This window comes from Hyalangium sp., assembly GCF_035629615.1.
Lineage (GTDB): Bacteria > Myxococcota > Myxococcia > Myxococcales > Myxococcaceae > Hyalangium.
In genome coordinates this window covers 1-22,807 of the sequence record NZ_DASPHO010000358.1, presented here as the reverse complement: position 1 = coordinate 22,807, position 22,807 = coordinate 1, and the positions used below count along the sequence as shown (strand labels likewise).

Below are 22,807 nucleotides of genomic sequence, written 5' to 3'. Positions count from 1 at the left end.
AACCATTCTTTCAGAGGAGTGGACCCGGGAGCGCGATTTTTCCAGGTGGCGCGGGGCTCGGCCGCCTAGATTCCACCTCCGAGATGGATACCCCCGAGAAAAGCGCTCCCCTGGCTGCCCTGCTCCCCGCACGCGGTTCGCCGCCCCTGAGCACCGACGAGATCCTCAACCGCTTCGTCGGCTACGTGTCGTCCACGGGGTTGGAGCTCTACCCGGCGCAGGAGGAGGCCATCCTCGAGCTGCTGGCGGACAAGCACCTGTTCCTGAAGACGCCCACGGGCTCGGGCAAGTCGCTGGTGGCCACCTCGCTGCACTTCAAGGCCATGGCCGAGGGGAAGATCTCCTACTACACGTGCCCCATCAAGGCGCTGGTGAACGAGAAGTTCTTCGCGCTCTGCGACGCCTTCGGTCCGGAGAACGTGGGCATGCTCACGGGCGACGCCAGCATCAACCGCGAGGCGCCCATCATCTGCTGCACGGCGGAGATCCTCGCCAACATGGCCATGCGGGACTCGCGCGCCCGGGTGGACTACGTGGTGATGGACGAGTTCCACTACTACTCGGATCGGGATCGCGGCACGGCCTGGCAGATCCCCTTGCTGGCGCTGCCGAAGACGACGTTCCTGATGATGTCGGCCACGCTCGGGGACACGCACATCATCGAGGAGGGGCTGCTCAAGCTCACCGGCAAGGAAGTCGTGTCGGTGCGCAGCACGCAGCGGCCGGTGCCCCTGGACTTCGACTACCGGGAGACGCCGCTGCACGAGACGATCCAGGATCTGGTGGCGCAGAAGAAGTACCCCATCTACCTGGTGAACTTCACGCAGCGGGCCGCGGCGGAGCAGGCGCAGAACCTCATGTCCGTGGACTTCTCCACCAAGGAGGAGAAGGAGGCCATCCGGCAGGCGCTCCTGGAGGCGCCCTTCGACACCCCGTACGGCAAGGAGTTCCAGCGCTTCCTGCGCCACGGCGTGGGCATGCACCACGCGGGCCTGCTGCCCAAGTACCGCCTGCTGGTGGAGAAGCTGGCGCAGTCCGGGCACCTCAAGGTGATCTCTGGCACGGACACGCTGGGCGTGGGGGTGAACATCCCCATCCGCACGGTGCTCTTCACGCAGCTGTTCAAGTTCAACGGCGAGAAGCTGGCCACGCTGAGCGTGCGGGACTTCAAGCAGATCGCCGGTCGAGCGGGGCGCAAGGGCTTCGACGATCAGGGCAGCGTGGTGGCGCAGGCGCCCGATCACGCCATCGAGAACATCAAGCAGGCGCAGAAGGAGGCCGCGGGCAAGAAGAAGGCGCCCAAGGCCAAGCCGCCGCAGAAGGGCTACGTCCACTACGACAAGAGCACCTTCGATCGGCTGCAGAACGGCATCCCCGAGCCGCTGGAGTCGCGCTTCGAGGTGTCCCACGGCCTGCTGCTCAACCTGCTGCAGAGCGATCTGACGGAGGGCAGCGGCGGGTACAAGCGGCTGGTGCAGCTCGCCCAGCGGACGCACGACTCGGACTACAAGAAGCGCAAGCACCTGAAGACGGCGGCCAGCTGCTTCCGGACGCTGCAAGGTGCGGGGATCGTCAGCGTGGAGAAGCACCCGGGCCATGCGGTGGTGAAGGTCGCGGAGGACCTGCAGCGGGACTTCTCGATGAACCACACGCTGTCGCTGTACTTGCTGGACACGCTGGAGAAGCTGGATCCCACCACGGAGACGTACGCGCTGGACGTGGTGACGCTGGTGGAGTCCATCCTCGAGAACCCGGACGTCGTCCTCTACGCGCAGCTCCACCAGCTCAAGGGGGAGAAGATCGCGGAGATGAAGGCGCAGGGGATGGAGTACGACGATCGGATGGAGGAGCTGGAGAAGCTGGAGTGGCCCAAGCCGAACCGGGACTTCATCTACTCCACCTTCAACGTGTTCGCGCAGAAGCACCCGTGGGTGGGGCAGGAGAACATCCGGCCCAAGTCGGTGGTGCGGGACATGTTCGAGCGCTTCATGTCCTTCCACGACTACGTGCGCGAGTACGGCCTGCAGCGCAGCGAGGGCGCGCTGCTGCGGTACGTGGGGGACGTGTACAAGACGCTGGTGCAGACGGTGCCCGAGCGCTTCAAGGACGAGGCGGTGGAGGACTTCATCGACCACCTACGAGCCACAGTGCGCCAGGTGGACTCCAGCCTGCTGGACGAGTGGGAGCGGATGCGCAACCCGGAGGCGGCGCTGACGCCGAAGCCGGTGGTGGAGCTCAAGCCCAAGGAGCTGACGGAGGATCCGAAGGCCTTCGCGGCCCGCGTACGCGAGGAGCTGCACCGGCTGCTCCGGGCGCTGGGGCAGAAGCGCTACATGGATGCGCTGGGGATGCTGGACGTGACGCTGGGGGAGTGGACGGCGCCGAAGCTGGAGCAGGCGATGGCGCCGTACTTCGAGGAGCACAAGGTGGTGATCCTCACCCCGGCGGCGCGCCGGCCGGGCCTCACGTTCCTCAAGGAGACGGGCCCCCGGCAGTGGGAGGCGCAGCAGCGCATCATGGACCCGGAGGGCCATGGAGACTGGATGCTGGACTGTGAGATCGACCTGCGTGGCCGCAAGCTGGACGACGGCCCCATCCTCATCCTGCGCAGGATTGGAACCTGAGTCAGGCCTGGGCTCCCTCGTAGTGGACGCGCAGCCCGCTGTGCGTGACGGTCATGAGCGGGCGGCCAATCCAGCCGCAGTGCTTGCAGTCTCGTACGTGTGTGCCAGGCCGATGGCCAGCCATACCCGTCTGGCACCCAGCGGCGACATTTCCATGGCCCTCGATTTACGCGCCCCTCATCTCCGTGACACGGCACGCCGCAAGCGCGACACGGCACGCGCAAGCGTGGTCCCGAAGAGCCAGAGCCCGGCGATCACGCCCCAGATGATGGAGGTGATTTTGAGGAAGCCGAGGAACTCCCCCCAGCGCGCCCCGAGGTAGGCCTCTGGGCTCTTCACCCAGTGCACGAACACAAGGCGCCCGTCGGGGGGGGCGTGCTGGGCGGGCACGGCGATCTGAAAACAGAACTCGAGCTCGGGGTCCACGACGATGGCTCCTCCAGCCGGCGCACGCCAGGCCTCGAGACACTCGTCCTCCTGGGTGGAGCTGAAGTCGTGGCAGACAGCCCAGACGCGCACAGGCTCACCGGGACGCCACCCAGGAGGGAGCACGGGGGCCACGGCGTGTTTGTAGCTCCTGGGGTTCTTCTTGCTGGGATGGCGGTGGTACTCCGTGAGGACGTCCTGGGCCGCCACGTGGCCGTCGCGCAGACGGAAGCGCGCCACGTCGGGGTGGTTCGTCACCTCCGCGAGGGACACCTCACGTTGCTCGCGGCCGGTCAGACGGCGGAGCTCCATGAGAGGCACGCTCCCCAGGAAGCCGGCGAAGCTGGCGGCGATCGCCGCGGTGAGCCCGAGGACCAACCCATCATCATCGAGATCCCCGAGATCCCCCCCCACCAGGAAGGCCTTGATCGTCAACCACGTCCCCCCGAGGATCCCGGTAAAGCCTCCCGCGAGCACCGAGCCGGTCAGGAAAGAGACGAGGCAGGACAGGCAGATCAGCGCTCCGCCAGCCGCCCCGATCGCCGCAGCAAACCTGAGACGCCGCAGGAACAAGCGCACGGGAACATGCTAGCAGCTCCATCCACCGTGCGGCTTGAGTTCCGCGGCGCGACGCCATAAAGGCGAGACGTCTCACGTGCCCTCTATGCCTACCACCATGCAGACAGTCATCTCCGTCTCCGGCCTGACCAAGACCTATGCGTCAGGGCTCCATGCGCTGAAGAACATCAATCTGGAGATCCGCAAGGGCGAGATCTTCGCCCTGCTGGGCCCGAACGGGGCCGGCAAGACGACGCTCATCAACATCATCTGCGGCATCGTCACTCCGAGCTCGGGGAGGATCGTCGCCGACGGGCACGACGTGCTCAAGGAGTACCGCGCCGCGCGCACCAAGATCGGGCTGGTGCCGCAGGAGCTGACGACCGACGCCTTCGAGACGGTGTGGGCGACGGTCAGCTTCAGCCGCGGGCTGTTTGGCAAGGCGCCCCAGCCGGCCCACATCGAGAAGGTGCTCCGCGACCTGTCGCTGTGGGACAAGAAGGACTCCCGGATCATGACGCTGTCGGGCGGCATGAAGCGGCGGGTGATGATCGCCAAGGCGCTGAGCCACGAGCCGGAGATCCTGTTCCTCGACGAGCCGACCGCGGGCGTGGACGTGGGGCTGCGCCGGGACATGTGGGAGCTGGTCCGGCGCCTGCGCGAGAAGGGTGTGACGATCATCCTGACCACCCACTACATCGAGGAGGCCGAGCAGATGGCGGACCGGGTGGGAGTGATCTCCAAGGGCGAGCTGATCCTGGTCGAGGAGAAGGCCAGCCTGATGAAGAAGCTGGGCAAGAAGCAGCTGACCCTGAACCTCCAGGCGCCGCTGGCGGCCATCCCGTCCGAGCTGGCCGAATGGCCGCTGACGCTGAAGGCCGAAGGCCATGAGCTGGAGTACGTCTTCGACGCGAACGAGGAGCGGACGGGCGTGCCGAGCCTCCTGCGGCGGATGAGCGAGCTGGACATTGGATTCAAGGATCTGAACACCCGCCAGAGCTCGCTCGAGGACATCTTCGTGGGCCTGGTCAAGGAGCGCGCCGCATCATGAGCATGACATTCAATGGCTATGGCGTATGGGCGATCTACCGGTTCGAGATGGCGCGGGCGCTGCGCACCCTGTTGCAGAGCGTCGTCACCCCGGTGATCACCACCTCGCTCTATTTCGTGGTCTTCGGCTCGGCCATCGGGTCGGCGGTGACGCGGGTGGACGGCGTGCCCTACGGCGCCTTCATCGTGCCCGGCCTGATCATGCTCAGCCTGTTCACCCAGAGCATCTTCAACGCCAGCTTCGGCATCTACTTCCCCAAGTTCACCGGCACGATCTACGAGCTGTTGTCGGCGCCGGTGAGCTATCTGGAGATCGTCATCGCCTATGTCGGGGCGGCGGCGACCAAGTCCGTGGCGCTGGGGTTGATCATCCTGGCCACCGCGGCGCTGTTCGTGCCGCTCCAGATCCTGCACCCGCTGTGGATGATCGCCTTCCTGGTGCTGACGGCGGTGACCTTCAGCCTGTTCGGCTTCATCATCGGCGTCTGGGCCAACAGCTTCGAGCAGCTGCAGTTCATCCCCATGCTGATCGTGACGCCGCTGACGTTCCTGGGCGGTGCGTTCTACTCCATCGACATGCTGCCGCCGTTCTGGCGCACCGTCACCCTGTTCAACCCGGTGGTCTACCTGATCTCGGGCTTCCGCTGGAGCTTCTACGGGACAGCGGACGTGGAGGTGGGGGTGAGCCTGGCCATGACGCTGGGCTTCTTCGTGGTGTGCCTGTCGGTGGTGGGGTGGATCTTCAAGACGGGCTATCGCTTGAAGAACTAGGGCGTCGCGGAGGCCTCTGGCTCGAGAAGTCCGGCGCGCGCCTCCGAGACAAACCGGTAATGGGGGGAAAACCAGTGTTGACATGGCGCATCATCGATTGTTAGCTCCTGAGCAACCGAGGAGCCAATGGCCAACACCCCTGATCTCAAGGCGTACATCCAGCAAAAGTTCTGTGAAAACATAGGGTTGACCTCAGAGGAGGTCTTCGGACCGGACCTGAGTTTGGCCGCGATCATGGGCCGCTCCGAGAAGATGACCAACAGCGTCGATCTGATGGAGGCGTTCGCGCGGACGTCGAACTCCCTGCGCAAGGAGCACGGCATCCGTGTTCGCCTGCCAGCCCTCGCGCTGGACACGCCGGTCTCCAAGGTCCTGGAGGTGTTCCTCCAGGAGGTCGAGCGCCAGCAGGGGAGGGCGGCATGAGCACCCCGGACAAGATCGTCCAGGCCGCGCTCACCCCCATGCCCCTTGCGGGGCAGCCCTCGGAGATGGCGGGGCCTGCGGAGTCAGAAGCGCGCGAGGCGGCTGGCAAGCCTGTGATCGTCGCGGATCTCTTCCGAGCCTTCACCGCGGAGGGGCGCACGCTCGTCGACATCTCCTGGGAGCAGCAGCGCCTCCACGAGTCCCGGCGGTGGAGCGTGATGGAGATGCTGGCCGCGATCGACGTGGAGCGTGTCTCCCAGTCGGACCGGCTGCTGGTGTGGAACGCGGGGCGGGCGGAGCTCACCACCAAGCCCGGCGCGGACCGCCTCGCGCGGCTGTCTGACACCGAGTGCCGCCGGTGGCAGGGCAAGAACGCGGTGGTCTCCTCCATCATGCAGGCCTGTGGCACTTGGAGCCGCTACTGGAACGAGGAGGAGGCGCACCACGAGACCAGCTTCAATCGGCTGGCCACCCTGTTCGGCCTGGAGCGCGTCTCCGACGAGACGTTCATCGAGTTCCGGAAGATCTTCCCGGATGACGACATGCTCCGCACGTTGACGCTGCTGGCGGTCTCCGAGATCGTCGCCGCGGTCAACTACGCCAACTGCGCGCGGATGATCCAGGAACCTGGCCTCAAGGCCCTGTTCAAGCAGGTGGCCGCGGACGAGATCCAGCACATGAACTACTTCATCGCGTTCGCCAAGGCCCTGGTGGACAGCGGCGAGTACCATGCCAAGGAAGCCTTCGCGGTGGCCCACTTCTTCCTGCGCGACGGCGGAGAGGTGCATGGCAGCAAGCGCGAGCGGGTCGAGAGCCGGGGGACGCACGTCAACTGGTGGGATCAGCTCGAGTACCGGGAGGGGATGTACGCCCCGAATGAGCTCGAGAAGAAGGAGACGCTGATCTTCAACGCGCTCAAGCGCATCACCGGCATCACTGTCTCCTCCGCCGAAGAGGTCGAGGACACGTGGATGGAGTTGGTGGGCTGCTAGGAGTCTGTCTTCGTGAGCTTCGAAGAATCCTTCCTCACGCTTCGGGTGAGGCCCAATGATCTGGACAGCCTCGGCCATGTGAACAACGCGGTCGCCCTGGAGTACCTGGAGGCAGGGCGCTGGGCGTGGATGGAGCAGCAGTCCTTGCAGCGGGGGGGCGGCATCATCGCCGTCACCCTGCGCATCGAGGTGGACTACCGGCGGGAGATCGTGCCGCAGGAGGTGGTGGTCCGCACGCTCCTCGAGTCTCCCACGGCGGAGGAGCTGGAGGACGAGGAGTCGGTCCTCTACAGGGCTCGCTTCGTTCAGCAGATCCTCCTGGAGTCCGAGCGGGCCGTCGCGGTGGAGGCGCGGGTGCAGGCGGCCTTCCTGGATGTGGCGGATCGAACCCTGCGCTCGGTGCAGGACTTCATCGCCGCGGCGCGCAAGCCGACTTCCTGAGGAGAGAGAGAGCACCATGTCCCAGTCCGTGGCAGACAGCGCAGCGCCTCCTACGCCCCTGGCGCGGGACGAGTGGTGGGTCCCCACCAGCGGTGGGCACCAGCTCCACGTGCTCCAGGCGCGCACCGAGTCCGCGGCAGCCGGAGGAGTGGGGATCCTGTTCCTCCATGGGCTGTTCTCCGACGGGCGCTTCTTCCTGGGCGCGAGCGGGGAAGGCCCGGCGCGCTACTTCCTGGATCAAGGCTGCACGGTGTACCTCGCGGACCTGCGGGGCCACGGGGGGAGCCGCTGGCCCGCGAAGCGGGCGTGGGACTGGAGCTTCGACACGTACGCCCAGGATGACATCCCGGATCTGATCCGCGCCGTGCGTGCGCGGCACACCGGGCCGCTCTTCCTCCTGGCCCACAGCATGGCGGGCTATGCGGCGCTTGCCGGGCTGGGGCTCCACCCGGAGGTTCAGCGGATGCTCAACGGCGTGTGCGTGCTGTCCACGGCCGTGAATGACTACAGCGATGGAGGGCTGAAGAAGGGGGTGATGGTCCGCTTCTCCAGCCTGCTGGCCGGGCTGCTGGGCCGCTTCCCCGCCAAGGCGCTCAAGCAGGGCCCCGCGGACGAGCCCGCCGCCGTCATGCGGCAGTTCGCGCAGTGGGCGCCCACGGGCGCATTCCAGAGTGTGGATGGGCGCACGGACTACTGGCAGGCGCTGGGACAGGTGACGCTCCCCGTGTTCTCGGGTGTGGGGGAGGCGGACGTCTTCCATGCCTCGCCGCGCCGCGCGGAGAAGCTCGTGGGGAAGCTGGGCAGCACGGACAAGACCTTCACCATCTGCGGGCGCTCGCACGGCTTCGCCAGCGACTTCGGCCACTTCGACATCATCCGCGGGAGCCGGGCCCAGAAGGAGATCCTCCCGCGAGTCCACGAGTGGATGCGCTCCCGGAGCGCCGGTCTCTGAGAAGAGGGGAGGGGTGGCGATGCTCGACATCATCCAGCGGCTCGGCGAGGTGGATCCTCGGCGCGGCATGTACCTGTACGAGGACTTCTTCAGCCCGCCGACGTTCCTGCCCTATGCCAGCTTCCCGGATCGGGTGGCGGCGTGCGCGGAGCACTTCCGGGCCCAGGGCATTCAGCGCGGCGAGCATGTCATCCTGCCCTTCGAGAGCGAGGAGGCGGTGTTCTTCTCCTTCTTCGGGCTGATGGAGGTAGGGGCGATCCCGCTCTCGGTGAAGCCCTACATCTTCAGCACGCCCCGGCAGAGCTACGTCGAGTTCCTGGGGCGGATCTCCGAGCGCTACGGAGCGCGCCGGGTGCTCGACGCGCCGAGCCTGAGCAGCCTGGAGCTGACCCTGGGCCGTGTGCCGCTGCCGCCCACCGGGGCCAAGGGGAGGGGGGCGCGCCTTCGGGAGGTGGCCCCGGAGGAGCTGGCCTTCGTGCAGTTCTCCTCCGGATCGACGTCCTTCCCCAAGGGCGTGCCCATCACCCAGCGCAACCTGCGGGCCAACCTGCGGATGATCGCCCAGCACGATGGTCGGACGGCCGAGGATCGGGGGGTGAGCTGGCTGCCGCTCTACCACGACATGGGGCTCATCGGCATCCTCACTTGCGTCTACTCGGGCATGGATGCCCACCTCACGCAGCCCATCAGCTTCCTCATGGAGCCGCTGGGCTGGCTGGAGCTGATGTCCAAGCTCCGAGCCTCCATCAGTGTCATCCCCAACTTCGCGATCGACTACTCGTTGAAGACGCTGCGCGACTTGGAGCCCCAGGAGCTCGAGCGGCTGGAGCTGTCGGCGCTGCGCACCATCTACCTGGGCAGCGAGCCCATCAACATCCCGAACCTGGAGCGCTTCACCGAGCTGCTCGCGCCCCGGGGGTTCAAGCGGGAGGCCTTCAAGCCCTGCTATGGCATGGCCGAGGCGGTGCTGATGGTCTCCTGCGTGGGGCAGGACGAGGGCTGGCGTGTGGTGAGCTCGCCCCATGGACAGCCCGCGATCTCCGTCGGGCGTCCCCTGCAGGAGTTCGAGGTGCGGCTGCGCACCGAGGACGGGCGCGTGTGCGGCGAGCGGGAGTCGGGAGAGATCGAGCTGCGCGGGGGGAGCCTGGCGGCCTCGTACTACGCGGACGAGCGCCCGTTGCTGGGCGCGGAGGGCTTCTACGCCACGGGTGATCTGGGCTTCATGGACGGCGGGGAGCTGTTCATCACCGGCCGCGTCAACGATCGGATCAAGATCAACGGGCAGAGCTATTTCTCCAGCGACTTCGAGCAGGCCATCGAGCGGCTGCCGTTCATCCGTCCGGGCCGCACGGTGGTCATCCAGACGCAGGGCCGGGTGGTGGTGCTGGCCGAGGCGCACGCTCCCGCGGCGCTGGAGCCGAGCGCTCAGAGCCATCAGCAGGTGTGCGCGGCGATCCTGGAGTCGGTGGGTGTCACCGTGACGCCACAGGACGTGCTGTTCATCCGCTACGGGCAGATCCGGAAGACGAGCAGCGGCAAGCTCCAGCGCCGGGCCATGACGGAGGCCTACGAGCAGGGGCGGATCCGCGTGGCCACGCCGATGAAGCTGCGCGCGGATCTGCTGCGGATGCATGCCCAGCGGCTCTTCTATGGCTCACTGCTCGAGGCCCGGAAGCGTGGGAAGCGATGGCTCCAGTCGGGGCGCACGGCGGCCGGGACGGTGTTGCAGCGGTTCCGGTAAGTCAGGGAGCCCTATTTTTCGAGCCGCCCCCTCCCGGGTGGAGCTAGGGTGCAGCGCGTCATGGCACGTACCCGTTCCGCAGACCAGGCGCTCCGTCGGGATGTCCGCCTCTTGGGCCGGCTGCTCGGAGAAGTCCTCATCGAGCAAGAGGGGCAGGAGCTCTTCGAGCTGGAGGAGCAGGTCCGCCACCTCGCCATCCAGCGCCGCCGAGGCCCCAAGGAGGGCCGCAGGACCGCTGCCGCCAAGCTCGCCGAGCTCCTGAAGCAGCTCCCGCTGGAGCAGGCCGAGCCGGTGCTCCGCGCCTTCTCCGTCTACTTCCAGCTCACCAACCTCGCCGAGCAGCACCACCGCATCCGCCGCTTCCGCGCCCACGCGAGCGACCCGCAGGCCACTCCTCAGCGCGGCTCGCTGGAGGCTGCGTTCCAGGCGCTGAGGGACGCGGGCATCTCCCAGGAGCGGGTGCGTGAGGCCCTCCGCTCGCTCCCAGTGACGTTGACGCTCACCGCCCATCCCACGCAGGCGGCGCGGCGCACGCTGCTGGAGAAGCTCTACCGCATCCAGCGGCTGCTGGAGGATCGGGACCGCTGCTCACTCACGCCGCAGGAGATCGCGGACAACTTCGAGTCCGTGCGCGAGGAGGTCACCGCCCTCTGGCAGTCGGACGAGCTGCGGCGCATGCGCCCCGCCGTCGGCGACGAGGTGAAGAACGTCCTCTGGTACGTGGAGGAGGTGCTGGCAGAGCAGCTCGCGCGGCTGCCAGAGGCGATCGCCTGGGCGTTCGAGCGCGCCTATGGCGAGCCCCTGGGCCCCATCCCCACGCCGGTGCGGCTGCACTCGTGGGTGGGCGGAGACATGGATGGCAACCCGCTCGTCACTCCCGAGGTGCTCGAGGACACGCTGCGCGCCCATCGCGCCCGAGGCCTCCGCATGCTGCTGCGGGATGTGGAGGCGCTGGGCGTCGCGCTCTCCCAGTCGGATCTGCACGCGCCCACGCCTGACGAGCTGCGCGCCTCGCTCGATCAGGACAAGGTGGCGCTGCCCGAGGTGGCACAGCGGCAGGGGCCTCGCACCGCGGGCGAGCCGTGGCGACGCAAGCTGCGCTTCATGGAGGCCCGGCTCCAGCTCTCGCTCCAGTACGTGGAGGGGCAGCGCGCCGGACGCACCGAGCCCATGGCTCCCGAGGCCTACCGAGCTCCCGCCGCGTTCCTGAAGGATCTCGAGCTCATCGAGCGCACGCTCCTGGAGGTGAAGGCCGAGCGCGCGGGCGTAAGGCAGGTGCGGCGGGTGCTGGCGCGAGTCCACGCCATGGGCTTCCACCTGGCCGAGCTGGAGTTCCGCGTCCCGGCGGAGGATGCGATCAGCGCCAATGCCTCGCTGACCGGAGGGGCTCCACCGTCGGAGGGAGGCGCCCGGCTGCTCGGAGTGCTGGATCGGGTGCGCGAGGCCCAGGCCCAGGCCGGTGAGGTGGCGTGCCGCACGTTCGTCCTCTCCATGGCCAGCACCGCCGAGGACGTGCTGGCTGCGTTCCGCTGCGCGCGCCACGCCGGCCTGTGGGACGCGGAGCGCGGCTGCGCCACGGTGGACATCGTCCCGCTGTTCGAGCAGCTCGGCGCGCTGGATGACGGACCCAAGGTGCTGCGGACCCTCTTCGCCGATCCCACCTACCGCCGCCACGTGCAGGCGCGAGGCGTGCAAGAGGTGATGGTGGGCTACAGCGACTCCGGGAAGGAGGTGGGGCTGCTGGCGGCCGCCGCGGCGCTCCACCGGGCCCAGGTGGCGCTCACCCGAGTCGCTCAGGAGGATGGGATTCCCCTGCGTCTCTTCCACGGCCGGGGCGAGTCGGTGGCGCGCGGAGGCGGTCCGGCACAGCAGGCCATCCTCGCGCTGCCGCGAGGGAGCCTCGTGGGTGGGTACAAGGCGACGGAGCAGGGCGAGGCGCTGGACCACAAGTACGCGCGGCCCGAGCTGGCGCGGCGCACGCTGGAGCTGGTGCTGGGCGGGGTGCTCCTGCACGTGATGGATGCCCAGCCCCAGGCGGCTCCCGAGGATGAGGCGAGCTTCCGCGACGCCTTCGACACGCTGGCGGAGGTCGGGCGGCGCGCGTACCGCGCGCTCGTGTGGGAGGATCCTCGCTTCGTCGAGTTCTTCATGGCCGTCACCCCCGTGGAGGAGATCTCGGCGCTGCCCATCGGCTCGCGCCCGAGCAAGCGCAAGGCCGGAGGGCTCGAGTCGCTGCGGGCCATCCCCTGGGTGTTCGCGTGGACGCAGAACCGGGCCATCCTGCCGGGCTGGTATGGCGTGGGCTCGGCGCTGGAGGCGTTCGCGGCGAAGCCAGACGGGCTGGTGCTGCTGAGGCGGATGTACCGCCAGTGGCCGTTCTTCCGAGCCGTCATCGACAACGTGACCATGGTGCTGGCCAAGAGCGACATCGCCATCGCCGCGCGCTACGCGACGCTGGCTCCGGAGGCCACACGCCCGCTGTGGCAGCGCATCCGGGCTGAGCACTCGCGCACGCGCCGCTGGGTGAAGCGCCTCACGGACGAGGCGCGGCTGCTGGACCACAACCCACAGCTCCAGCGCTCCATCTCCCTGCGCAACCCCTACGTGGATCCCATGTCCTTCCTCCAGGTGGAGCTGCTGCGCCGCAAGCGCGAAGGCCAGCAGGATGTGGACCGGCCGCTGCTCCTCACCCTCAACGGCATCGCCGCCGGCATGCGCAACACCGGCTGAGCGGTGGTCCTCGTCAGCCCTCCCACGCCTGCATATGCACGGACAGCTGCTCGGAACTCCCGGACAATCGAGAATCACCCGTGTCGACAGAGGCTTTCCCGAGAGGGGACCCCTTGAACAGGCGCAGGGGACAGCGGACACTTGAGCTGCTCGGGGGGCGGGCAGGTGCACAGTGAGCACTATCGTCAGGTCGGCCGATTGATTTGTAACCCTGCGCTTGGGAGTGTCCGTTCCGCATGAACAGCAATTCCGCTGATGTGCCAGCTACCGGGCAGGACGACCTGAACCGCCGGAACGAGGAGCGGGTCTCTGCTCGCTTCGAGGTGCACTTCACGCACGCGCAGGAGGCAGCCAAGGCCTTGAGGGCCTATTCGGTGAATGTCTCCGCGGGCGGGTTGTGCCTCCGCACCCGGCGGGCCTACGACGTGGGCTCGCCCGTCCTCATGGACATGGTCGTCGAGGGCCAGGCCTTCCAGCTCCGGGGCGTCATCGCCTGGGTGCGGGATGAGTCCGAGGCCATTGGCGTGCGCTTCACGGCGATGAGCGAGGACGACCGCGCCCGGCTCCAGCGCGTCATCGACAGCATCAAGCGCTAGCAGCGCCGCGGCTCAGGAGCCCGAGTGGCGGAACACCATGCAGTCCGCCACGAAGCCACAGGCCTCGAAGAAGCGCGCCGTGTCTGGCCCGGACTCCTGGCGCGACGCCAGCTCCATCCGCTTCACGCTCAGCACCCGCGCCCGCTCGATGGCGTGGAGCAGCAGCGCCCGGCCCACCCCGCGGCGCCGCCATGGCTCCGTCACCACCAGCTCGTCCACGGTGGCGATGCGTCCGCGCAGCCGCAGCTGCGGACGGTGCGAGAGGCTGAGCATGCCCACGGGCCGGTCCTGCGGATCGCAGGCCACGAAGATCTCGATCTCAGGATGGCTGGTGACCCAGTGGACCGTCTGCGTGTCCGAGCCCTCCGTGTAGCCCAGCTCTCTGAGGAGTGTAGAGAGCGCCTCGACATCTCCCCTGCGTGCACGGCGGATGCGGAACGCGGAGGAGGTCGCGGGCGCAGGCGAGGGAGGTGGGCTCTTGGCGATGGGCGTCGACACGGATCCCCGAGTCTAACGGAAGGATCGCCGCTCCTCCACCCTGAGGAGCGACGGTCCGGACTCCTACACTTGCAGTGCGTTGCTTACGGCTCCTCGGATGCGAGCTTGCGGAGGGCCTCGGTGATGTCGTTCAGCTGCGGCACAGAGGCCATCTCCAGGCTGTCCGCCAGGCCAATGCCGGGCACGAACTTGCCCGCGAGCAGCCGAGGGGGCGCCAGCAGCTTGTAGAAGAGCTCGTCCACCGTGCGGCGCACCAGGTGCTCGCCGAAGTTCGTCACCTCGGTGTCCTCGTTCACGAACAGGACGCGGCCCGTCTTCTCGATGGAGCCCTTGATGAGCTCCCAGTCGTAGGGCCACAGCGTGCGCAGGTCGATGATCTCCGCGCTCACGCCCTGCTCGCGCAGCGTATCCGCCGCCTTGGCGCACAGCGGAAGGGTGCGGCCGTAGCTGACCACCGTTACCTGCGTGCCCTCGCGCACCACCTTCCCCTTGCCGATGGGCACCTCGTAGCGCTCCAGCGAAGGCCACTGCGGCTTCCACGCCGAGCGATCCCCCAGCGGCGCGTCGATCATCTTCGACAGCTGCTTGTCGTCGTCGGGCTCGCCGGGGATGCGCTCCTCGCCCTTCACGCGCAAGAGCGCCTTGGGCTCCAGGAACATGACGGGGTTGAGCTCCTGGCAGGCGGCGAGCATCAGCCCGTACGCATCCAGCGGGTTGGAGGGGATGACGATCTTCCAGCCGGGGATGTGGGTGGCCGTCGCGTCGAACGAGTGCGAGTGGTAGAGGGAGCCGCGGATGCCGCTGCCCACCGGCGTCTTCACCACCATGGGCAGGTTCCAGTCGCCGTTGCTCGACCAGAGCGTGTTGCCCGCGATCTTCAGCAGATCGATGGTGTTGAAGATGTAGTCGGCGAACTGGATCTCGGCCACGGGGCGCTGGCCCGCCATGGCCAGGCCAATGGCCGTGCCGATGATGCCGCGCTCGTCCAGCGGCGAGTTCCACGCCGTCTTCAGGCCCTGCGTCGCCGTGAAGACGCCTCCCAGCGGCGGGCCCACGTCCTCGCCGTAGATGTCCATCACCCCGAGGTTCTCCTCGGCGTAGTGCAGGGCCATGCGGATGGCCTGTGCCATGTTGGCCATGGTTATTTCTTCTCCGCGTAGATGTGGTTCCAGATGGACTCGGGGGCCGGCTGCGGCTCGTCACGCACCAGGCGCGCGGCCGTGGCCAGATCCTCGCTGTACCGGTTGCGCAGGGCGTCCATCTGCTCGCGCGTCAGCACGCCCTCCTTCTCCAGCTTCGCCTCGAACTCCTTGACGCAGTCCACCTCGTTGGCCACGAAGTTGGCACCCGAGGCGGAGGAGTGGCCGTACAGGCGCGACACCAGGGCCTCCATCAGGAACGGCTTGCGCTCCTTGCGCACGTAGTCCATCGCCTCCTTCAGCTCGCGGTAGGACTCGAGGGGATCGTTGCCGTTGATCGTCTTGCTGCGGATGTTGAAGGCGCGCCCGCGATCGGCGATGCGCGTCTCGCCGTGCTGGCCGTCCGCCGTGGTGGAGATGCCCCACTTGTTGTTGGTGACGATGATGAGGATGGGCAGCGGGTTGGCGGGGCGGCTGCTCCACACCAGGCACGTGGCGAAGTCGCCCTCGGCCGTGCCCGCGTCTCCGCCGGTGACGATGGTGATGCCGTCTCCGCCGTGGCGCTTCTGCGCCATGGCCGTGCCCGGGGCGATGGAGTACTGGACTTCGATGGGCGAGGACACCGGAGCGATGTTCCACTCCCGCTTGGAGAAGTGTCCCGCGAAGTTGCGGCCGCCCGAGTACGGGTCCGAGGCCGTGTTCTTCATCTGCCGCAGCGCTCCGATGGGCTCCTCGCCCAGGGCCAGCAGCGTGCCGGACTGCCGGTAGTGCGCGTGCAGGTAGTCGTAGTCCAGTCCCTGGCCCTTCTTCATCAGCATCCCGAGCGGGACGTTGAACGCCTCCTCGCCGGGGCCGCCGATCCAGAAGTACCCATGGCCCTGCTTGTACATCTGGATGAGGCGCTCCTCGAGCACGCGCGTCTTCACCATCAAGTCGTGGAGCCGGACGAGCAGCTCGCGCTCGGGCGTGGGCGGCGAGGACGCTTCTTCGCGGTTGATCAAACGGGGTCGTGACACGCGAGGCTTCCTGGAGAGTGGGGAGACGCCCCTATACCCCAACCGATCCCGGTCCACTCAAGCGCGCTGCACGCCAGGATGTCCGCCAGTCTGGAAATGCCCCTCGCGTGGCGCGGTGCGGCAATCAGCCAGGCTTCTTGGAGTCATGCGCGCGGCGCGCGAGCCGAGGTGCGGCCCTGGTGCAGCTCCCGGGCGCGCAGGGCCAGCGTGGGCTGGCCGGAGGCCTCGGCGCGCGTGGCAATGAGGGCGAGCGTTGCGTCCCCCAGGTGCGTCACGTCTGGGCTGGAGAGCAGTCGCGCCACCTCTGCGTAGCGGCTCACCTCCAGCAGCGCGGTGGCGAGCGCATGCCCCGCCTGTGGCGTGGGTGTCTCGGTGAAGGCGGCCCGCAGCGGTGGGAGGGCCAGCTCTGCCAGCCCATTGTCCAGCAGCCACTCGCCCAGGAACTGAGGATCGAAGGGCAGCTCGGAGGGGTCCTCCTCGCGGGCGCGGGAGGGCCTCGGCGAGGCAGGCCGCTCTGGCGGTGGCGCGGGGCGTTCCGGAGGCGAAGCGCGCTGCTGGGGGGGAGCCACAGGGGGCTGCGGCGGTGGGGGCGGGGGGGGGCGCGAGCTCGGACGCAGCTGCGCCAGGAAGCCTTCGATGCTGGAGGTGGCCTCGTTCCTCTGGACAACGGGGCGCAGGCGCTTCGAGGCGGTACGGATCTGGCCCATGTAGCGCCGCTCCACCCAGGTCTGGGCGAACCGCCCCGCGTTCAACACCCCGAGCACGAGGGCGAACCCCCCCAGCCAGAGCTCCTTCCACACGATGGCGAGCACCAGGCCCACGGCCGCCGTCACCAGGGAGATGGCGTGGATGAGCCACTCGAAGCGGTTCCCCCCGCGCTCGCGGATGACCGCCGCCACCGCGTGGCCTCCATCCAGCGGGAGGGCGGGCATCAGGTTGAGGACTCCGTAGCCGAAGTTCGCCCAGAGCAGGGCACTCACGGTGAAGCGCCCCAGGCCACCTGCCTGGCCCACGGGCGTGAGGTGCTGGAGCGCCAGCACCAGGCCTCCCAGGAGGAAGCCGGCACCGGGCCCCGCCAGGGAGATCCACAGGTGCTGGCGATGGGTGAGCGGCCTGCCTCCCGTACTGGTGGCCGTCCCTCCCAGCCCGTGCAGTGAGATGCTCGCCCCGTGGCCAAAGCGCCGGAACGCCAGCGCGTGGCCCAGCTCATGGACCAGCACGGAGATGAGGATGACACCGAACCACACAACCAGGCGAGCAGGGCTGCGCCAGCCGGTCGCGCCGGTGGCCAGGGCAGTGAGCACGAAGAGGGGGTGGAGCTGGACTGGGAAGCCGGCCACCCGAAAGCGAAGAACCATGGCGGAGCAGGTACACTCATTCTAATCAGTACGCCGGCTGGCTGCAGGCAGGGGAGCCAGGGGCTCGCACTCTCGTGGAAGTACGGTAAAGTCCGGCCACTTCTACCGCCAGCCCGCGTCCCCAGGCGCGGCCCGTAGACCAGGTGTGCCCTTGGCCAACAAGACGACCTCGCGCCTCAGCGCTATTTCTGAAGACGCTTCGCAGCCCTCGATGACCGGGGTAACCCGGGAGGGAACCCAGACCGGCGCCGCGCCGATCGAGGCCACGTCCTCTCATCAGGCCGTGCAGTTCACCAGCACCACGCTGCATGCGCCGGTAGCCGGGGAGATGACGGGCACCATCGTCGCGCCGCTCGAGGCGGGTGAGCTGCCGGACGTGGCCTCCATCCGCGGCATGCGGCTGGACCAGCTCCTGCTCCTCACCACCAGCTTGCTGGTCTTCCTCATCGTGGGAATGCTCGCGGGGCTGTCCTTCGCCTCCACCAAGGGTCTTTTCGAGGAGACCGCCGAGCGCTTCCAGGAGCGGCTCCAGAGCCAGGCCCGCGAGCTTGGCCAGACGGTGAGCCACACCCTGGCCCTCACCTCTGCCACCTCCCTGCGCGACAACAACTACAGCTTCCTCACCGAGGTGGCGCGCTCCATCATCGAGGACAACCACAACATCCTCCGCGTGCAGATGTTCGACGCCGAGGGACAGCTGGTGGCCGACTCGGACAAGGAGGCCAAGCTCGGGACGGCCTCCGGCGGACGCAAGGCGGAGCGCGGCTGGACCAGCGCCTTCTTCCAGGGCCAGCCCGTCTTCGAGTTCCAGGAGCCGCTGGAGTATGGCTCCCAGACGGGCAAGGGGCTCATCGTCATCAGCTACTCGCTCGAGGCGCTGCAGAAGCAGATCGAGGAGCTGGAGGAGAGCAAGCGCGCGACGCTGCAGAACACCACGCTGCGCACGCTGGTGCTGGGCCTGGGCTTCATGGTGCTGGCGGGCGTGCTGGTCGCCTTCCAGAGCCACCGGATCACGCGTCCGCTCGGCGTGCTCACGCGCAAGGTGATGCAGCTGGCCGCAGGTGATCTCAACGCGCGCAGCACCGGACAGGCCTCGGGCGCCGGCCGCGAGGTGCGCACCCTGGGCGTGGTGTTCAACCACATGGCCGAGCGCATCAAGGTCCTGCTCGAGGACGTGCGCGTCAAGGCGCAGCTGGAGCGGGAGATGTCGCTGGCGCGCACAGTGCAGGAGACGCTGCTGCCGGGCCGCGAGGCGCTCCAGGTAGGGCCGCTGCGCATCGCCGGCCTGGTCATCACGGCGGACGCCTGCGGCGGCGACTGGTGGTTCCGCGCCCCGCTGGACGAGCAGCGCGTGGCCATCGGCATCGGCGACGTCACGGGCCACGGCCTGTCCACGGCCCTGGTGGCCACCAGCGCTACCAGCGGGTTCGCCTCGGCCATGACGATGCGCGAGCCGGATCAGCTCAACTCGCAGGTGCTCATCAGCGCGCTCAACATCACCCTGGCCCACCTGGGCCGCAGCGAGTACCAGATGTCCTGCGCGCTGGCTGTGATCGACACGCAGTCGGGCTTCATCGACTACGCGGCCGGCGGTCACCCGGCGGCCGCCGTCTACAACCGCCTCTCTGGCCAGTTCGCCTCGCTGCCGGCGCGCGGCCCGCTGCTGGGCGCCTCGGTGACGTCGCAGTACTCGTCGCGCCAGGCGCAGCTGCGCCCGGGCGACATCGTCGTCTGGTACTCGGACGGCCTCACCGAGGCCCGCGACTCCGGCGGCAAGCTCTACGGCACCCAGCGCTTGAGCGCCGCCGTGCAGTCCAACTCCCAGCTGTCCGCCGAGGGTCTACGCGACGCCATCCTGGCGGACGTGCGCGCCTTCAGCGCTGGCCAACCCCAGCGCGATGACATCACCGTCGTCGTCGCCGAGTTCAGTCCTGCCTCCTAGCCCTTGAACCTCATGAGAAGCCTCACACGAACCCCCCTGAGCCGCCTCGCTGCGGCGCTCGTCCTCATTCACGCGCTGACTGGCACTGCGGCCTTCGCCCAGTACCGGCCGCCGCCGCTCACCGAGTCCCAGCGGCTGGTGCAGGAGGGTGACGCCGCCCAGGTCGCCGCCAGCGCCGCCATCACCGCTGGCGACAAGAAGGATGCGGAGGAGAAGTTTCGCAAGTCGCTCCAGCTCTACGAGCAGGCGCTCGCCGCCGATCCCTCCTCGGTAGGGGCCGCCGCGGGGCTGGGCACCGTGGCCAATACCCTCCAGGATCACGCGCGCGTCGTGGAGAAGCTGCAGCCGGTGCTGACCGTCAACCCCACCGAGCTGACGGTGGTGTACCCGGTGGCCGTGGCGCTCTTCAAGCTGCGCCGCTACCCAGAGGCCGTGCCCCTGCTGGAGCAGGTCTCCAACGCGGACAAGGTGGAGTACCTCATCGCCAACTACTACCTGGGCACCTACTACCTCTACGAGCAGCGCGGAGACATGGCCATCGCCAAGCTCCAGCGCTACCTGGCGCAGCGCCCGGAGAAGCTGGCGGCCAACGACTTCCAGATCCACGAGCTCATCGGCAAGGCCCACCTCATCCGCAAGGATGCGGCCTCCGCGCGCGCCTCCTTCCAGCGCGCCCAGGCGGGCAAGCCCGAGTCCGCGACGGTGCAGATGGGCCTGGCCTCCGTGCTGGAGATGGAGGGCAAGCCGAAGGAGGCCCAGGTGCTGGTGCAGAGCCTGGTCACCAAGTTCCCGAAGGCGGCCGAGCCCAAGGAGCGTTTGGGGCGCATGCTGCTGAACGGCGGCGACGTGGCGGGTGCGGAGACGCAGGCGGTGGCCCTGGTGAAGCTGGGCAGCACAGCCCCCGCGCACCTGCTGCTGGGGGACGTGAGGCTGGCGCAGAAGAAGTCCTCGGAGGCCGAGGCCGAGTACCGCAAGGTGCTCCAGCTGGCCCCCGGGCTGGTGCCGGCGCAGATCGCCGTGGGCAAGGCGCTGCAGGCACAGGGCCGCAACGAGGAGGCCATCCGCTACCTGGAGGCCGCGGTGCAGGCCGGCGGCAACAACCTGGATCTCTGGTCCTCGCTCGGCTCCGTCAACCGCCGCGCCGGCCGCTTCCAGCGCGCGGTGGAGGTGCACCGGCGCGTGGTGGAGCTCGCGCCGCGGCTGGCGCTTGGCTACAACCTGCTGGGGGCCGATCACTTCGCCACCGGCCAGTGGGATCAGGCCATCGAGGACTACAGCAACGCGCTCTCCGTGGAGCCGGGCAACGCCGCCTCCTCCAAGTGGCTGGCGCGCTCGCTGGCCCACCGGGCGCGAGGCCGCGCCGAGAGCAACCGGCTGGATGATGCCGTGCGCGATCTGCGCCGCGCGTATGATCTCGAGCGCAGCGCGGCCATGGCCCGCCGGCTCGGCGCCTCGCTGCTGCAGAAGCGGGACTTTGCCGGGGCGCGCGCCGTGCTGGAGCAGGGCGTGACGCTGCCGGGCGCCACCTGGCGCGAGCACTGGCTGCTGGGCTACGCCCGCCACGGCGCTGGCGACGCGCAGAAGTCGCTGGAGGCCTTCGAGCAGGCCGCGAAGCTGACGGAGGAGCCGGGTGAGCTGGCGGATGTGTCCGTGGGCGCGGCGCTGGCGGAGGTGGAGCTGGGGCGCGTGAACGAGGCCGTGCAGCGGCTGTCCGAGCCGGGCCCCTCCAAGGCCGCTCGCGATCTGGCCCAGGCCAACCTCCCGCTCCTGCTGCTGCGCCGCGGCCTGGACAGCGTGGAGAAGGGGGATGCCGGGGCCGCGGAGAAGGACGTGGATCTGGCGGAGAAGTTCCCGCTCAACAAGCAGCCGGATCTGGCCAAGCTGGCCGCCTTCACCCGCGCGCTCATCTACGCGGAGGGCAAGCGCTTCGGGGAGGCGAGTGCCTCCCTCAAGAAGAGCTTCACCCCGGCGCCGCGCTGGGCCGTGTCCAACACGCGTGCGCTCACCGAGGCCTATCTGCTGTACCGCAAGGAGCAGGTGCCCCAGTCGCGCAAGGTGCTCGCTGGGGCCTCCAAGAAGCCCTCTCCCTGGCAGGCCCGGTGGATCGCCGCCCTCACCAACGGGCTCCACCGGCTCGAGGGTGAGCGCGCGTACCTCTCGGGCAACTTCAAGCTGGCGGAGAAGGCCTTCAAGGCCGCGCTCGTCGCCGAGCCGGACAACACCGTCCTCCAGCACAACATGGCCTGCGTGGACTACCGCAAGGGCAAGGCGGCCGACGCCGTGGCCGAGTGGCGCAAGCTGGAGCCCTCCGTGTCCACGGCCACGCTCAACCTGGGCATCGACGCCCAGGAGCGCCGCAACGACATCCCCGAGGCGGTGGAAGCCTACCGCCGCTACCTGTCCTCCAGCGGCGGCCCCCGGATGGCGGCCGTGCGTGAGTGGAGGGATCGGCTCGTGGCCATCTACGGCCTGAGCGGTGCCGCGTCCGATTCCGACTCCAACGCCAACGCTGACTCCAACGGGGCCACCGCTACGGAGAGCACTCGATGAAGACCGCACGCCTGTTGATCGGGCTCGCGCTGGTGTGTGCCCTGGCACCCTCCGCGTGGGCGCAGAAGAAGACCACCCTGGGCGTCTTCCTGCCCACCACCCTGGCGGATGGCCAGGAGCGCTTCGACTTCGCCGAGAAGCTGGCCGCGCAGATCGGCACCGCGCTGGGCCAGCCCGTGGCGGCCAAGAGCTTTGGCCGCTACGAGGACTTCTCCAAGGCGATCTCCGACGGCACCCTGGACTTCGCGGTGGTGGACGCGTGGGCGGCGGTGCAGCTGGGCTCCAAGGCCACGCCCGTGGCCTCCGCCGCGCTCTCGGGAGACACCGCGCAGCGCTGGGCCGTCATCTCCTACGGGAAGGGCTCGGTGAAGGATCTGTCCGGCAAGCGCCTGGCGCTCACCAAGGGCGCGGGGCCCTCGGATCCGAAGTTCGTCTCCAACGTCGTCTTCGCGGGCGACCTGGATGCGCAGAAGCACTTCAAGCTGGTGTCCGTGCCCAACGTGGAGTCGGCGCTGAAGATGCTCGAGGCCAAGGGCGCGGAGGCCGCGCTCGTGCCGCTGTCTCACGTGCCCAAGGATGCGCGGGTGCTCTTCCGCAGCACCAAGGTGCCCGGCGCGCTGCTGGTGACGCTGCGGGCCGGCGCCCTGGAGGATGGCCTGCCGAAGCTGGGGGCCGTGGCACCCTTCAGCGCCTTCGTGAAGATGCAGGGCCGTGACTTCGAGGACTTCCGCAAGCTCGTCCAGCAGGGGCCTCCGCGCCGCCAGCCCGTCATCGTCGAGTCCCCCATGCTGCGAGTGGACACGGATGCCTTGGTGAGCTCCCAGGAGCTCAACCCGGTGCTCCCCAACTTCACCACCGCGATGGACGTGTCCGACGAACAGCCGGACGATTGAGGCGGGGCAGAGGCAGGGATCAGGCGGATCTCCGCCCGATCAGGTAGGCTGAGGGGGAGGAACTCCACGACCCATCAGGTGGGGGAAGTGTGGGACTTCCGGGGGTA

General features: G+C 68.5%; 18 protein-coding genes. 13 read left to right on the top strand and 5 right to left on the bottom strand.

Going from position 1 to position 22,807, the window contains the following annotated elements:
* Positions 1-83: 83 nt before the first annotated feature.
* The gene (locus tag VD972_RS18240) at positions 84-2,624 is read left to right on the top strand and encodes a DEAD/DEAH box helicase (RefSeq protein ID WP_324988696.1); all 2,541 of its coding nucleotides are present in this window, start codon (positions 84-86) and stop codon (positions 2,622-2,624) included.
* Between the two features lie 177 nt (positions 2,625-2,801).
* Here VD972_RS18240 and VD972_RS18235 read toward each other — a convergent pair whose 3' ends face one another.
* Positions 2,802-3,629: a hypothetical protein gene (locus tag VD972_RS18235; RefSeq protein WP_324988694.1), complete on the bottom strand. Its 828-nt coding sequence runs from the start codon at positions 3,627-3,629 to the stop codon at positions 2,802-2,804.
* Positions 3,630-3,714: 85 nt separating this feature from the next.
* Between VD972_RS18235 and VD972_RS18230 the strand changes: the two genes are divergently transcribed.
* The 9 genes from VD972_RS18230 to VD972_RS18190 all read left to right on the top strand — a co-directional run bounded on the left by VD972_RS18230 (position 3,715) and on the right by VD972_RS18190 (position 13,304).
* Positions 3,715-4,659 (top strand): ABC transporter ATP-binding protein, encoded by a 945-nt coding sequence (locus tag VD972_RS18230; protein WP_324988692.1) that lies wholly within the window; start codon positions 3,715-3,717, stop codon positions 4,657-4,659.
* Positions 4,656-5,429, top strand: coding sequence for an ABC transporter permease (locus VD972_RS18225; RefSeq protein ID WP_324988690.1), 774 nt, complete (start codon positions 4,656-4,658; stop codon positions 5,427-5,429). Before VD972_RS18230 ends, VD972_RS18225 begins: the two co-directional genes overlap by 4 nt.
* Positions 5,430-5,555: 126 nt before the next feature.
* Entirely contained in the window at positions 5,556-5,852 is a 297-nt protein-coding gene (locus tag VD972_RS18220) for a hypothetical protein (RefSeq protein WP_324988688.1), read from the top strand.
* Positions 5,849-6,844 carry a ferritin-like domain-containing protein gene (locus VD972_RS18215; RefSeq protein WP_324988686.1) on the top strand — a complete coding sequence of 332 codons (996 nt, stop codon included), beginning with the start codon at positions 5,849-5,851 and terminating at the stop codon, positions 6,842-6,844. The genes VD972_RS18220 and VD972_RS18215 overlap by 4 nt, the downstream gene beginning before the upstream one ends.
* A gap of 12 nt (positions 6,845-6,856) precedes the next feature.
* Positions 6,857-7,285, top strand: coding sequence for an acyl-CoA thioesterase (locus tag VD972_RS18210; protein ID WP_324988684.1), 429 nt, complete (start codon positions 6,857-6,859; stop codon positions 7,283-7,285).
* Between the two features lie 16 nt (positions 7,286-7,301).
* Positions 7,302-8,237, top strand: coding sequence for an alpha/beta fold hydrolase (locus VD972_RS18205; RefSeq protein WP_324988683.1), 936 nt, complete (start codon positions 7,302-7,304; stop codon positions 8,235-8,237).
* Between the two features lie 19 nt (positions 8,238-8,256).
* Positions 8,257-9,978 carry an AMP-binding protein gene (locus VD972_RS18200; RefSeq protein WP_324988681.1) on the top strand — a complete coding sequence of 574 codons (1,722 nt, stop codon included), beginning with the start codon at positions 8,257-8,259 and terminating at the stop codon, positions 9,976-9,978.
* A 60-nt stretch (positions 9,979-10,038) separates the two neighbouring features.
* Positions 10,039-12,708 (top strand): phosphoenolpyruvate carboxylase, encoded by a 2,670-nt coding sequence (locus VD972_RS18195; RefSeq protein ID WP_324988679.1) that lies wholly within the window; start codon positions 10,039-10,041, stop codon positions 12,706-12,708.
* 236 nt (positions 12,709-12,944) lie between these two features.
* On the top strand, positions 12,945-13,304 hold the full coding sequence (locus VD972_RS18190; protein WP_324988677.1) for a TIGR02266 family protein: 360 nt from the start codon (positions 12,945-12,947) through the stop codon (positions 13,302-13,304).
* A gap of 12 nt (positions 13,305-13,316) precedes the next feature.
* Here VD972_RS18190 and VD972_RS18185 read toward each other — a convergent pair whose 3' ends face one another.
* The 4 genes from VD972_RS18185 to VD972_RS18170 all read right to left on the bottom strand — a co-directional run bounded on the left by VD972_RS18185 (position 13,317) and on the right by VD972_RS18170 (position 17,315).
* Positions 13,317-13,802 carry a GNAT family N-acetyltransferase gene (locus tag VD972_RS18185; RefSeq protein ID WP_324988675.1) on the bottom strand — a complete coding sequence of 162 codons (486 nt, stop codon included), beginning with the start codon at positions 13,800-13,802 and terminating at the stop codon, positions 13,317-13,319.
* 83 nt (positions 13,803-13,885) lie between these two features.
* Positions 13,886-14,941, bottom strand: coding sequence for an alpha-ketoacid dehydrogenase subunit beta (locus VD972_RS18180; RefSeq protein WP_324988673.1), 1,056 nt, complete (start codon positions 14,939-14,941; stop codon positions 13,886-13,888).
* Positions 14,942-14,943: 2 nt separating this feature from the next.
* The gene (locus VD972_RS18175) at positions 14,944-15,957 is read right to left on the bottom strand and encodes a thiamine pyrophosphate-dependent dehydrogenase E1 component subunit alpha (RefSeq protein ID WP_324988671.1); all 1,014 of its coding nucleotides are present in this window, start codon (positions 15,955-15,957) and stop codon (positions 14,944-14,946) included.
* Positions 15,958-16,100: 143 nt separating this feature from the next.
* Entirely contained in the window at positions 16,101-17,315 is a 1,215-nt protein-coding gene (locus VD972_RS18170; protein WP_324988669.1) for a hypothetical protein, read from the bottom strand.
* Positions 17,316-17,526: 211 nt separating this feature from the next.
* On the opposite strand from VD972_RS18170, the gene VD972_RS18165 reads away from it, so the two are divergent.
* The 3 genes from VD972_RS18165 to VD972_RS18155 are packed head-to-tail and all read left to right on the top strand — an operon-like array spanning position 17,527 to position 22,700.
* Entirely contained in the window at positions 17,527-19,257 is a 1,731-nt protein-coding gene (locus VD972_RS18165; protein WP_324988667.1) for a PP2C family protein-serine/threonine phosphatase, read from the top strand.
* 12 nt (positions 19,258-19,269) lie between these two features.
* Positions 19,270-21,807, top strand: coding sequence for a tetratricopeptide repeat protein (locus VD972_RS18160; RefSeq protein WP_324988665.1), 2,538 nt, complete (start codon positions 19,270-19,272; stop codon positions 21,805-21,807).
* Positions 21,804-22,700, top strand: coding sequence for a PhnD/SsuA/transferrin family substrate-binding protein (locus VD972_RS18155; protein ID WP_324988663.1), 897 nt, complete (start codon positions 21,804-21,806; stop codon positions 22,698-22,700). The genes VD972_RS18160 and VD972_RS18155 overlap by 4 nt, the downstream gene beginning before the upstream one ends.
* Positions 22,701-22,807 lie beyond the last annotated feature (107 nt).